This window comes from Pontibacillus sp. HN14 (assembly GCF_021129245.1).
Classification (GTDB): Bacteria; Bacillota; Bacilli; order Bacillales; family BH030062; genus Pontibacillus.
Genome location: NZ_JAJOLR010000003.1, coordinates 392167 through 404667 on the forward strand (window position 1 = coordinate 392167; position 12501 = coordinate 404667).

Annotated in this window: 15 protein-coding genes; 9 read left to right on the plus strand and 6 right to left on the minus strand. The window is 43.0% G+C overall.

The genetic code is table 11. The features are described 5' to 3' along the window. Window positions 1-351 precede the first annotated feature (351 nt). Both LQ226_RS13195 and LQ226_RS13200 read right to left on the minus strand, forming a co-directional pair. Window positions 352-663: a metal-sulfur cluster assembly factor gene (locus LQ226_RS13195; RefSeq protein WP_231418426.1), complete on the minus strand. Its 312-nt coding sequence runs from the start codon at window positions 661-663 to the stop codon at window positions 352-354. 71 nt (window positions 664-734) lie between these two features. Further along, window positions 735-1499 (minus strand): prolyl oligopeptidase family serine peptidase, encoded by a 765-nt coding sequence (locus tag LQ226_RS13200; RefSeq protein WP_231418427.1) that lies wholly within the window; start codon window positions 1497-1499, stop codon window positions 735-737. Window positions 1500-1677: 178 nt separating this feature from the next. Between LQ226_RS13200 and LQ226_RS13205 the strand changes: the two genes are divergently transcribed. The 3 genes from LQ226_RS13205 to LQ226_RS13215 all read left to right on the plus strand — a co-directional run bounded on the left by LQ226_RS13205 (window position 1678) and on the right by LQ226_RS13215 (window position 2946). After that, window positions 1678-2487: a Cof-type HAD-IIB family hydrolase gene (locus LQ226_RS13205; protein ID WP_231418428.1), complete on the plus strand. Its 810-nt coding sequence runs from the start codon at window positions 1678-1680 to the stop codon at window positions 2485-2487. Between the two features lie 112 nt (window positions 2488-2599). Continuing rightward, on the plus strand, window positions 2600-2752 hold the full coding sequence (locus tag LQ226_RS13210) for a hypothetical protein (protein WP_231418429.1): 153 nt from the start codon (window positions 2600-2602) through the stop codon (window positions 2750-2752). Further along, window positions 2752-2946 carry a DUF3813 family protein gene (locus tag LQ226_RS13215; RefSeq protein WP_231418430.1) on the plus strand — a complete coding sequence of 65 codons (195 nt, stop codon included), beginning with the start codon at window positions 2752-2754 and terminating at the stop codon, window positions 2944-2946. Before LQ226_RS13210 ends, LQ226_RS13215 begins: the two co-directional genes overlap by 1 nt. A gap of 142 nt (window positions 2947-3088) precedes the next feature. On the opposite strand, the gene LQ226_RS13220 is transcribed toward LQ226_RS13215, so the two are convergent. Together LQ226_RS13220 and LQ226_RS13225 are read right to left on the minus strand one after the other, a co-directional pair. Beyond that, the gene (locus LQ226_RS13220) at window positions 3089-3730 is read right to left on the minus strand and encodes a VC0807 family protein (protein WP_231418431.1); all 642 of its coding nucleotides are present in this window, start codon (window positions 3728-3730) and stop codon (window positions 3089-3091) included. An 8-nt stretch (window positions 3731-3738) separates the two neighbouring features. Beyond that, window positions 3739-4179, minus strand: coding sequence for a hypothetical protein (locus LQ226_RS13225; RefSeq protein ID WP_231418432.1), 441 nt, complete (start codon window positions 4177-4179; stop codon window positions 3739-3741). A 229-nt stretch (window positions 4180-4408) separates the two neighbouring features. On the opposite strand from LQ226_RS13225, the gene LQ226_RS13230 reads away from it, so the two are divergent. Further along, window positions 4409-4672 (plus strand): NifU N-terminal domain-containing protein, encoded by a 264-nt coding sequence (locus LQ226_RS13230; RefSeq protein ID WP_231418433.1) that lies wholly within the window; start codon window positions 4409-4411, stop codon window positions 4670-4672. A gap of 55 nt (window positions 4673-4727) precedes the next feature. Here LQ226_RS13230 and LQ226_RS13235 read toward each other — a convergent pair whose 3' ends face one another. Continuing rightward, complete coding sequence (locus LQ226_RS13235; protein ID WP_231418434.1) at window positions 4728-5642, minus strand: BsuPI-related putative proteinase inhibitor; 915 nt, start codon at window positions 5640-5642, stop codon at window positions 4728-4730. Window positions 5643-5714: 72 nt separating this feature from the next. Next, window positions 5715-6560 (minus strand): YitT family protein, encoded by an 846-nt coding sequence (locus LQ226_RS13240; RefSeq protein WP_231418435.1) that lies wholly within the window; start codon window positions 6558-6560, stop codon window positions 5715-5717. A 204-nt stretch (window positions 6561-6764) separates the two neighbouring features. Here LQ226_RS13240 and LQ226_RS13245 point away from each other — a divergent pair, with 204 nt between their 5' ends. From LQ226_RS13245 to LQ226_RS13265, 5 genes are all read left to right on the plus strand, one after another. Continuing rightward, window positions 6765-7625 carry a DegV family protein gene (locus LQ226_RS13245; protein WP_231418454.1) on the plus strand — a complete coding sequence of 287 codons (861 nt, stop codon included), beginning with the start codon at window positions 6765-6767 and terminating at the stop codon, window positions 7623-7625. Window positions 7626-7688: 63 nt separating this feature from the next. Continuing rightward, the gene (locus LQ226_RS13250) at window positions 7689-7826 is read left to right on the plus strand and encodes a DUF3941 domain-containing protein (RefSeq protein WP_231418436.1); all 138 of its coding nucleotides are present in this window, start codon (window positions 7689-7691) and stop codon (window positions 7824-7826) included. 352 nt (window positions 7827-8178) lie between these two features. Beyond that, complete coding sequence (locus LQ226_RS13255) at window positions 8179-10356, plus strand: beta-propeller domain-containing protein (protein WP_231418437.1); 2178 nt, start codon at window positions 8179-8181, stop codon at window positions 10354-10356. Between the two features lie 167 nt (window positions 10357-10523). Further along, a complete protein-coding gene (locus LQ226_RS13260; RefSeq protein WP_231418438.1) occupies window positions 10524-12200 on the plus strand; it encodes a CoA-disulfide reductase in 1677 nt (558 codons plus the stop codon). A gap of 42 nt (window positions 12201-12242) precedes the next feature. Further along, the gene (locus LQ226_RS13265) at window positions 12243-12383 is read left to right on the plus strand and encodes a small, acid-soluble spore protein L (protein ID WP_231418439.1); all 141 of its coding nucleotides are present in this window, start codon (window positions 12243-12245) and stop codon (window positions 12381-12383) included. The last annotated feature ends 118 nt before the right edge of the window (window positions 12384-12501 follow it).

Sequence of the window (12501 nt, forward strand, 5' to 3'; positions counted from 1 at the left end):
GAAAAGCTCTCCCTCTTAATTAGAGGGAGAGCTTTTTTTGATAGTTGGACGGCTACCTACCACCTGGGAGGTATAAGCTTGCTAATTGAATCCAGTCGGGCCGTTCACCTCATAATGCCAGGGCTTGCTCGGGGACTGCGAGACTCCCACGGGGTGAGGAGCCTAGGGGAGACCCCGGAAGACGGCTTGCCGTCTGAGGAGGCTTCCCAGCTCCCCGCAGGAAAGCGAGTTGTCCCCGAGCAAGCCCAACCACTCATCAAACGTAACGGCCCCTTCACAACAAAATATCTCAGCTTAGCTTATACCAAAAAAAACCTTTTGCTAAGACAGCAAAAGGTTCTTTTCTAGAAATCAATCCGGAATGCCTAACGCAATTTTTGCGTAACGGGACATCTTATCTTTCGTCCACGGTGGATTCCATACAATATTAACGTTTACGTCTTTTAGTTCTGGAAGATCGGCTAATACGCGTTTTACGTCAGCTTCAATCGTGCCAGCAAGTGGGCACCCCATTGCTGTTAGCGTCATCGTAACTTGTCCAACGCCTTCATCGTCAATATCAACGCCATATACTAAACCAAGATTGACAATATCAATGCCAAGCTCGGGGTCGATTACATTCTCAAGTGCACCCATCATGTTATCGTGCATAGTCTGATCCATGAATACTCGTTCCCCTTTCTTCTAATCTTTTCTCATTATAACGAAAATCCGCTCATTTTAAAACAGCATGCTTATAGATGCATGTCGAACCAGTTCACCGTTTCTGAAATCGCATAGATTGAAACTTTATGGTCGCGACCGATTTCCCTGCGGAAGCGAATATTCTCAGGGTTCTTATAATGGGCAATGGCATCATTATAAAAGCTGTAGGAATGATCAAATGGAACAACGCGGTCGTCTTCTCCGTGCCAGAAAAATAGCGGGCGTCCATATAGTTTATCGATTTGTTTACTTAAGTCAATAGAGGAAAGATCTCGAATGAGCTTCTGTTGCTCCTCTTCTGATAACGGTAAGTCCACATTCATTTCCTTCAACGTCGCTACTTGTTCCTCAGCGAATCGAACAGGTTGTGGGGATCCCATTAATACTGCGGCAACTTTAATCCAGCTATACTGCGTAAGGGCAGCACTTGTCGTAATGCCTCCCATACTCGTACCAGCAAGTCCGAAACGGCCATCTAATATTAGACCTTTCTCATCAAGTGCATCTTTAATGATCGGAAGCTCTTTCAGGTTCTTTGCAACGACTTCCCATAATCGATAAGAAATTTGCTGGTTATTCAGCCCTTCATCTCTTTCTCCGTGTAACATACAGTCCGGAAGTACAACACGAAATCCTTTCTCAGCCAAGAAGTAAGCGAATGAAAGGTTCTGCTCTTTACGACTCGTTATCCCGTGGATATACGTCACAACAGGTAATGGCTGGTTTTCTTTCTCAGAATCAACAACGACTAGTGCAGGTATGTGTTCAAATCTTTCTCTGTAAATGCCAATCACGATGTTATTCCCTTCCTTTGTGCATAAAAATATGTATTGAATTCTTTCCGTAATTTACTAATTTATATGGTACATCGTAACACTTTCCTTTTTGAAAGAAAAGAAAAACGACCCTATAGTTCTTTACAGATGATAGAATCAAGATATACACTTAAATTCAAATGAGGTGGTGAAGGCAATGGAAAAACATTTAATCGCTTTAGACTTAGATGGAACACTGCTAAGCGATCAGAAAACAATTAGCGAACGCAATAAACAAGCGATTCATAAGGCTCGAGAGGCTGGTCATATTGTATGCATCGCAACCGGTCGTCCACACAGAGCTAGTATTGATTACTACAATGAAATGGACCTCGACACGCCTATGGTGAACTTTAATGGTGCTTTAATTCACCATCCTTTAAATCATAATTGGGATTCAATTCATTCACCGATGTCCATCCGAACGGCTCGCGAAATTATACATACGTGTCACGAAATCGGCGTCCGCAACATTCTGGCTGAAGTTCGGGACGAGGTATACTTAGATCAATATGATCAGGAAATTCTTGATATTTTTCATACGACAGATACACCTATTACGATAGGAAGTATTAAGAATCACCTTAATGAAGATCCAACTTCTATCTTGATCCATCCAAATGTAGAACAAGTTAAACACATCCGCGAACACTTAGACGAGAAGCATGCCACGATGATTGAGCACCGCAAATGGGGAGCTCCTTGGCACGTGATCGAGATTGTACGCGCTGGTTTAAATAAAGCGGTAGGTTTGAACAAGATCGCTCACTACTACCACATTCCTAAGGAACGTGTTATCGCATTTGGTGATGAAGACAATGATCTTGAGATGCTTGAGTTTGCTGGGGTCGGAGTCGCGATGGATAATGCTATTAGCGAACTGAAGGATGTATCAAATGAGGTCACGACTTCTAATGAGCAAGATGGAATTGCTGTCTTTTTAGAGCAGTATTTAAAGCTCACTTAAAAACAAGATCTCCATATTTTTCAATACATTGAAGAGATGCATTTGCTCATACTAAGCTTGAACACAGCAACACGTTGTGTTCGAGCTTTTTTTAATCCACGAGGTGATAAGTGTGAGCAAGAAAAGTAAATCGAAACGATTTGTTCAGCAAGGAAGAGATTCTGTCAAGAAGCACGATGAGCGTTTTCCATATAAGCAAACTTTTGCCGATGTAGAACGCACAGGTGAAGAAGACGATCATAACTCTATAGGAGGTCTTTCGTAATGCAGAATAACTTATTCCAGCAAGCAAAAAGTGCCGTATCTAATATCACTAACCGCAATGGTGAAGCGAGGGAGAAAAATATCCAAACAGCGAAGAACTGTATTAACTCAGCTCGCGCTAACGCTTCCCAAGAAGAACAAGCTCAACTTCAGCAGCTCGAATCAGAACTCGAGCGTCACCAAGGATTAAAATAACACAGCTCAAAAAAGCCTGCCCTCTTAATCAGAAGGCAGGCTCTTTCGTGCTTTAAAGAGAGAAACGGTGTCTGACACCCTTTACTGCTCTAAAGCAAAGACGCGTGTCAGACACCTTTTATCGCGTTAAAGTAAAACATCGTTAGGTAGAGTATTTGGTGTTGTCGTTTGTGGGTGGTGTCATCTGTAGAAGTTTGAAGACGTATACGTAGCCGATGACGGTTACACCGGTTAATACCCAACTCATAACTTGCCTGATGACGATCGCCTGGTCGAACGCTTCGACACCGTATTGGCCGATGAGCCAGGCCTTCCAACCCGCGAAGACGAGTTCACGGAAGACAAATACAAACGTAATAAGCTGAAAGACAAAGAACACTTTCTTCTGCATAAACTTTGCTCTTAACGCCTTCCGGTTCTGTCCTTGCATTTCCATCACATCAAGCATTAAATATAGAGCAATCGGCTTTCGAATGAACATACTTCCTAAGAATATACCTCCGCCTAACAAAGCGAAGTAAACCCTATTCCATAATAGTTGCAGGGCGGAGCCAGCTAGCACGTCGAACAACGTCCCAACGACTAAGTTTGCAAGCATGAAAATGCCGAAGAATTGGACCTTTTTAACCGCTTTAAACCGGATGATCGTATAGACTATACCCGGAACAGAGGACAAGAGCATCGCATAATAATCCCCGATGTCATCTCTGATAAAGTTCCAAACGACTAAAGGAAACACAATATAACAGATTAAATCCCAAACTACGATATTCTTTTGATTCACTGCTGCACCTACTTTTTACGATTTGTCCACTCATCTAGTTTAACAAGTGCCACACCAAAAGCAAGATGAGCAATAAGCCAATATGAAATAGCAGCAAGATCATCAAATGCCGGGGTCTCTTTTATCGCGAGGTCTGTTAGCGGAAAGTACGTTAACGCTGCAAAAGCTGTTAACACAAGGGCCGTAGCCCACCTTGAACTTGCTCTTCCATCCGTTTGGTACTTAACCCAAGCTACATACACAATCGCAATGGACCAGGCAATGATCAGATGAAACAACCATTCCATATAAATCGGCCAATCAATCGAGCCCATAACTGGTATAAAATCCACATTTAAAAGTAATGTATACACCCTTTTACCTGTCGTGTATTCAAAGATCCACAGGATCAACCCTAAGAGAAAGCCCGTTGCTGTTCCGATCCAGAGTCCCTTTTTAATCATGTCCATCCCCCGCTTCCCTATAAGAATCCAATACGTTTAGTATATGAGGACTATACCCTTTCTACCTCTCTTAATCGGCTGAATAAGCCCATCCATCTGTCTTTATTTTAGCAAATTCTTCCTCGTCTCTCTCTAGTTCATGTGAGCGTTCCATGACAAATAGCCCTTCTTTTTGTGCGAACTTCCTCTTTCGTGCTACTATAATGATGGATCTTATACTGAGGAGGTATTCCGGATGAGTGTACAGGCAAAAGAAACGCCGAACCCTAATGCTGTTAAATTTGACAGTGACCGTATGATTTTTGACGGGAATGGAAGCGTATCAGTTATGCCCGGTCAAACGAGCGAACATGCCATTTTGAATGATCTTATGGCGCTGAACGGTGTAGATAATGTATTTGGCTTCCAGAACTTTATCACCGTTAACAAGAAAAACGACGCTTCATGGGATGAACTAAAACAACAAGTCATCGATACAATTGAAGGTCACGGATTTTAATTCCTGACTGAACAAAAAAAAAGGCTGTCCCTCGGGACAAGCCTTTTTTTACTTCTTATTTAAATGTTTCGAGTTTAACAAATTTCTGATTCGTTACAGATCCATCTTTCGCACTCACTTCATACATCATAAGCGTTAATGTACCATTTGATGGAAGATTGTCCTTAGAGATCTCTACAGTGAATTCAAATTCGCCCCAATTCGGTGCGCCCTGGCTCGTTTGAACAGCTGTGTCCGGAACTAACACTCTGTGTCCATCCTCTACGTTATACATAAAGCTTCCTTCAAACACGCGCGCTTCACCTGTTACTGTATATTGACCGTTCTCCCCTTCTACTTTCACATTACGGAAAACTTGATCTTCTGAAGGGATTTCAAACGATTTTTCTACTTGGAATGGCTTCGCTTCAATTGTTTGGCCATTCAGCTTCATAGGCATAACTGTAATTTCCGCTGTATAATTCCCTGGTTGAACGCGTTTCCCGTCCACTTTATAATTCCATTCGGATTTAAACGCTAGTTCTTTCCCAGGCTTAATCTCTTCATTCACCATAGCTTCTGTGAACGATTTTCCTTTTGAGTAACGGTATACTTCTTCTCCGTTTTCATTCTTTACAAGAATCTCATATTGTTGACCAGAAGAAAAATCAAGGTTAATCGCTTTGTCATTACCGTTTTTCAACGCAAAATCAAAAGCTACTTGCTCAATTTCTGGGTTTACTGTAGCCGTCATATCTACTTTTTCTAAAAGAGTTTGAAGGTCTACTTGTTCTTTCTTATCTTCATTTGTTTGCTCACTTGTTTCGTCTTCCGTTTCTTCAGAGGCTTCCGTATCTGGTGATTCTTCTTTTGTTTCATCACCCGTCACGGTCTCAGTGTCCTCAGCGTCTTTCGCTTTCGATTCATTTAAGCTGGCACAGCCTGCGGCAATCAGAAGCATTGCCATGACAATTACAAGAAGTTTTTTCATGCTTGTCACATCCCTTTCTAATAAATTCACCCTGTTAATTAGTCGATGGATCCATCAAATTCGTTTCACTTTTTAGTCACCACGTCGGAAGAACCCGAAAATTCCAGTGGTTTGGACGATGTTTGTAAATGCATTCGGATCAACGTCTTTAATCGTATGTTCGAGATCGTATAATTCATAACGCGTTATGACCATGATGAGCATGTCCTTTTCCTGATTTGTAAAAGCACCACGTGCAGGTACCGTTGTAATCCCTCGTACCATTTTGGAATGGATCGCTCGTTGTAAAGCCTCTGCTTCAGTCGTAATGATCATAGCGGTTAACTTCTCATGACGAGTATGGACAGCATCAATCACACGCGTTGAGACGTAAAGCGTCACAATCGTATAAAGGGCCTTTTCTTCATCATACAATAAACCGGCTAAGATGATAATCAATCCATTTAAAATAAAGAAATAAGTCCCAATTGGTCGATCTTTAATGCGAGACAATACCATCGCCACGATATCCATACCACCTGTAGAAGCACCCCACTTCAATGTGAGGCCTACACCTAACGCCCCGATCACTCCACCAAATACGGAGTTTAAGAGAATATCTGTTGAAAGTTGTTTAACAGGAATCACTTCGAGGAAGAAGGTGGTAAACACAACAGAGATGATACTATAAATTGTAAACCCTTTTCCCACTTTGTACCAACCTAAAATAATTACCGGAATGTTTAAAATAAAGAGTAACACACCAGTCGTAATACCAAATCCTACGTAATCCTGCATAACGCTTGAGAGAAGCTGTGCTACCCCTGTAAATCCACTTGCGTAAACATTCGCTTTAATAAGGAAAAAGTTTAGGGAAATAGCATTTAAAACAGCACTAATTACCACAATTAATATTCGTTTTATTTCTAGAAAAAACATAACGCCCTCCTAATCTACGATCTTTATTCTGTTTAGTATGAGGATGAAAACTATTTCAAACTCCCCTCTTTTCTATATATCATAGAACCCCTATCGTTTAAACCACTTTTTTCTAAATGCTTTGACTATCTTCTTTCCTGCGATTACACTTATGACAATAGGACCACGGTCTTCTAAGATTTATTATAGAAAAGGGTGAAAATGATGACTGTACAAATTATAGCCGATTCGGCATGTGATTTGCCTGCTTCTGTTATGGACGAGTATGGAATTAAGCGTCTTTCTTTAACCGTTCACTTAGACGATCAAGATTATAAAGATGGCGAAACCATCCAACCTAAAGAAGTGTATGACGCAATGAGAAATGGCAAAGCACCTAAAACATCTCAAGTCTCACCGCAGAGTTTCAAGGAACTGTTCGAAAACCTTGCCAAAGAGGGACAGGACTGTTTATATCTCGCCTTCTCATCAGAACTTTCCGGAACCTATCAAACGGCTAAGATGATGCAACAGGAAGTACAAGATGACTACCCTGACTTTAACCTGAACGTTGTGGATACCCACTGCGCCTCGCTTGGTCACGGACTCGTTGTGCTACGAGCCGTGCAATTAGCGAAAGAAGGAAAGTCCCTAGATGAAATTACAGAGCTCTCTACTTACCACCTTCAACATATGGAACACATCTTCACCGTTGATGACTTAGAATACTTAAAACGAGGAGGCCGTATTAGTAAAGCCGCGGCATTCTTTGGCACCATGCTAAAGATTAAACCCCTCCTCCATGTTGAGAACGGCCAATTGATTCCACTTGAGAAAATTCGCGGTGCCAAAAAAGTACTGAAACGAATGACCGAAGTGATGGAAGAAAGAGGCGTAGACCTATCGGATCAACCAATCGCCATCAGCCACGGAGATGACCTCGAACGAGCTGAAAAGTTAGCTGACATGATCCGAGACCAATTTGGCACAAAAGAAATTCATATCCACCAGGTTGGCGCATCCGTAGGCGCCCATGCCGGACCTGGAACCATTGCATTATTTTTCTTAAATGCACCTTATAAATAATCTACCCTCTTTTCACACAATCTAATGATGCATTCTGATCATTAGAGAAAGAGGTGTCTGACTATGGCAACAAGAAATACCGGGGACAACAACAAAAAACCCCTTGATAACAACGCAAAACGAGCACATAAAAACGAACAAAGAGAAGCAGCCCGCCAAAACGGCGAACGCCAATTCTCGAAGAAAACGGATCATAAATAACAAAAGCGTAAGCCCCCGTTTACCCCCGTATAGACTGGACTGAACCGGCGCGAGATAAAGGAAACACGATGAGCCAAAGGCGAATCGATGTTGACTTATCGACCAGAGGTGAGGGAAGTCTACTAGGGGCTGGGGGCTGGAGCTGGACGTAAACAAAAGCCCAAGCCCCCGCTTAGCCCCATATAGACTGGACTGAACCGGCGCTCTGCTTTTGTACAAGGTTATATGATCATCTCTACAATGCCTGAGGTAACCCCCTCAGGCATTTTTCTATAATGGATTGTCTTTTTCCTGAAACTTTTTCCACTAAGAGTCGACTCATACTGTAAACCAAGATGAAAGGGTGACTGAAATGAAACGGGTCCTAATCGCAGCCATTGCTTTTGTAGCCGCTCTGTTTGTTATCGTGTATGGGGTAACCAACTGGGGCGTTTCAGCAGAAGTAAAGGAAGAAAACGAGATTGTGCCGGTCCACAAAGACTGGACGATTACCTTTTCAAAGGAAATGAAGAAAGACAGTTTCACAGATCAGACCGTTCAGGTAAAAAAGAAGAAAACAGGAGAAACCGTCCCTGTTACATTTAAGGTAAGTGAGGATGGAGAATCTGTAAGCATCTACGCACCGAAAGAGGGATACGAGGTGAACGAAGACTATGTCCTTACCATTTCAAAAGGAGTCACTTCTGTCCGAGATGTGGAAATGTCAAAAGACTTTACGTACTCTTTTACAACCTCTAAAGACCTGCCAGCCATCGGCTCAAAAGAAGAATTAGAGGCGCTTTTAAAGAAACTCCAAGAAGAAAATAAGACAGATAATCGATTCCAGCTAGAACAAGCTGAAAACGCAACCGCCGACAGTGCTTCATCGGAATCCGCTAGCACCTCTTCTAAAACCAACGTTCAGGTTAACGGAGTAGATGAAGCTGACCTTGTGAAGAACGACGGAACATACATTTATTATGCCAGGAATCAAGACATTGTCATTGCCAAGGGCACACCAGCCGACGAAGCCCAAGTGGTCACTAGAATTGAAGAAAAGAACTTTATTCCGAATCAATTATTCCTTCATGAAAACAAACTCGTTGTCATGGGCTATAAACACCAGCCCCGAGAGCGACAGGTTGGCGAGGATGAGGCTACAGCCGCCAAGTCTATGATTATGCCTAACTTCAGTAGTCAAGTCGCTGTGCGCGTCTATGATGTGTCTGATCACGCATCACCTGAAAAGGTACGCGAGCTATCCGTCGAGGGGAGCTATTTAACTTCCCGCATGGTTGAAGGACAGATGTATCTGTTAACCAACAAGTACGCCTCCTTCTACCATTTGGAAGAGAAAGAACAACAAGATAAAGAGGTTCGACCACTCTACATGGATTCCGCTGTAAGCGAAGAATTTCAGCCGATCCCCTACGCCAACATGCACCAGTTACCAGGAAGTAAAGACACTTCCTTCCTTACGATGACAAGCTTTAATGTGACGGACAACAGTGAGCCTGCCCATGTAAAAACGTACCTCGGGGCCGGGGACACGGTTTATATGTCAAAAGACAATCTCTATATCGCAGCACGATCGATGAATTACAGGGTTGAGCCGTTCTTTAGAGCAGCTTCCTCTTCCCTTCCTGAAGAGCGTGAACAAAGTACAAAGATTTATCAATTCGCAGTTAACGGCGGAGACGTCACGTACAGCGGAGAAGCTGAAGTTCCGGGTCATCTCATCAATCAGTTCGCGATGGATGAACGGGGTGATTCTTTCCGAGTAGCCACTACAACAGGGCAGTTTTGGAATGATGAGTTGCCGTCATTCAACAATATGTACACATTCGACTTATCCATGACCCCGATTGGCAAACTCGAAGGTCTAGCAAAAGGCGAACGAATCTACAGCGTTCGGTTTATGCAAGAACGAGCCTATATGGTTACGTTTGAACAAGTGGACCCGCTTTTTGTCATCGATCTTAAAGAGCCTATTGAACCGGAAGTCCTTGGAGAGTTAAAGATTCCAGGCTTTAGTGATTACCTCCATCCTCTCGGCGATGACCACTTAATCGGAATTGGTCAAGACACAGAAGTTGTCACGGATAATGGCAGAGAACGAGTCGTTCAAAAAGGGGTTAAGCTTTCTTTATTTGATGTCAGCGACGTTTCGAACCCGATTGAAAAAGACGTGACGACTATAGGCGGAAGAGGAAGTCATACGACTGTTAGCCATGACCATAAAGCCCTCTATCTTCATCCTGAGAAAGATTTATACGGCCTCCCTATAGAGGTATCAGAAGATTACGAGCACAAATATCAGGGAGCCTATTTGTATAAGATTACACCTGAGAACGGCTTTGAACTTCAAACAACGGTGACAAACGAGGAGAATCAAACACCAGAACGACGCTTTGAGTCTCGCATTACTCGTATGGTTTCAATCGACAATACTTTATTCACCCTTTCTGCTGAGGGAATGAAGACCGTTGATTTAACAACAATGGATGAAGGAAAAACCATCTCTTTCCCTGCTCCGCCAATAAATGAATAACGAGAACGAAGCTCCGGGATGTAGATCTCGGAGCTTTTTTATGTCACTTTTTAGACTGAGTCTTATTGTCCTCTAAATTGTCACATACTCCCTTGAAATCGTATTTACTTTCGATTTATTTAAGCATAAAATACGGGTGAGGGTATAAAAGAGAGGATGATTCCATTATGAACCGTAAAATAATCATTGTCGGTGGTGTCGCAGGTGGCGCAACAGCTGCCGCTCGCCTTCGTCGTTTAGATGAACACAGCCAGATCGTCATGTTTGAACGTGGAGCTTATATTTCTTACGCCAATTGCGGTTTGCCTTACTATATTGGTGGTACAATTACAGACCGTAGCAAATTGCTTGTTCAGACGGTTGAGGGAATGAAGTCTCGTTTTGATTTAGACATCCGTACATTAACGGAAGTTGTACGCATAAACCGTAATGAGAAAACCGTGACCGTTCGTCATCATCCAACAGGAGACGAATACGAAGAGAGCTACGATACACTCATCCTCTCTCCGGGGTCCAAACCAATTGTTCCCCCTATACCAGGACTTGCAGAGACCAACTATTTTACATTACGAAATATACCAGATACAGATAAGATCTATTCATTCTTAGAAGAACAACAGCCTAAGCACGCGACCATTATAGGTGGTGGGTTTATCGGGCTAGAACTAGCGGAGAACCTGGTTGATCGGGGACTTGATGTAACGCTTGTTGAGAAATCTCCACAAGTAATGGCGCCAATTGACCCCGAAATGGCGGCTATCGTTCATAAAGAATTGAAACATAAAGGGGTTACACTCCATTTAAATGATGGTGTGAAAGCTTTCGAACACCAAGGAACACAAGTTGTTCTTGAAAGTGGTAATTCCATTGAAACGGACTTTGTGGCGCTCTCTATTGGCGTTACGCCTGAGAATACATTAGCCACGATGGCTGGACTTGAAACGAATGAGCGTGGCGGAATTATAGTAGATGAACAGATGAAAACGAACGATCCTGCTATCTATGCCGTTGGAGACGCTGTCCAAGTAAAGGATTATCAATTTGGTCAACCAACGATGATCCCTCTTGCATGGCCAGCTAACCGTCAAGGACGCCTTGTCGCTGATCATATTTATGGAAAAAACGTACGATACAGCGGTACGCTAGGTACATCGATTGCCAAGGTGTTTGATCTTACCGTTGCGGCCACAGGTAAAAACGAAAAACAGCTAAAAGCGATGGGACTTTCTTATGAAGCTGTTCATATCCATCCGGGATCTCACGCTGGCTACTATCCAAATGCCACACCTCTTGCCATGAAGCTTTTGTTCCACCCTGCTCTTGGCACCATTTACGGAGCTCAAATCATTGGAAAAGAAAGGGCAGATAAGCGCATTGATGTTCTAGCGACAGCGATCAAAGGCGGATTAACCGTTCTAGATTTACCTGATCTCGAACTGGCCTATGCTCCTCCTTACTCTTCTGCAAAAGATCCCGTTAACTTATTGGGATATGTTGCTTCAAATGTTGTTGAAGGAGAAGTCGACATCGTTCACTGGCATGAGATCGATCGTATTGCAGAAAGCGGCGGCCACATTTTAGATGCGCGTACACCTAAAGAATTTAATAAGGGTGCCATTGACGGTTCGATAAACATCCCATTAGATGAACTGAGAGATCGTTTGGTTGAACTGCCTCAAGATGAACCCATTACGGTCTATTGCCAGGCAGGTCTCAGAGGGTATGTCGCAACGAAGCTACTGCAACAGCATGGATTTACGGTAAGAAACCTTGAAGGCGGCTACCTCACCTACTCTGTTTGGAAGAACGATCAACCTACAAAGCTCCAAACCAAAGAAGCATAAGATACGTACCACCTTCACATCCTATACGTGGAGGTGGAAACCATGAGTAAACGAAAAAACAACAATCGCGGCAAAGCTGGCGGGGCGAACATTAACCCACAAGGCTTCACAGAAGACAAAGCTGACCAGCAGCCGAAAACAGAACTTCAACAAAGAGCCAAAACCAAAAACACCAAAATCTAAACCAGATCAGCACGCTTCATCACACCACAGTAAAGAAGCGTGTCTGACATACGGGTGTTGATTAGCTATATTTTACCAGTTGAATTGGATACACTTCGCCAATTTTTGAGAAGCAACC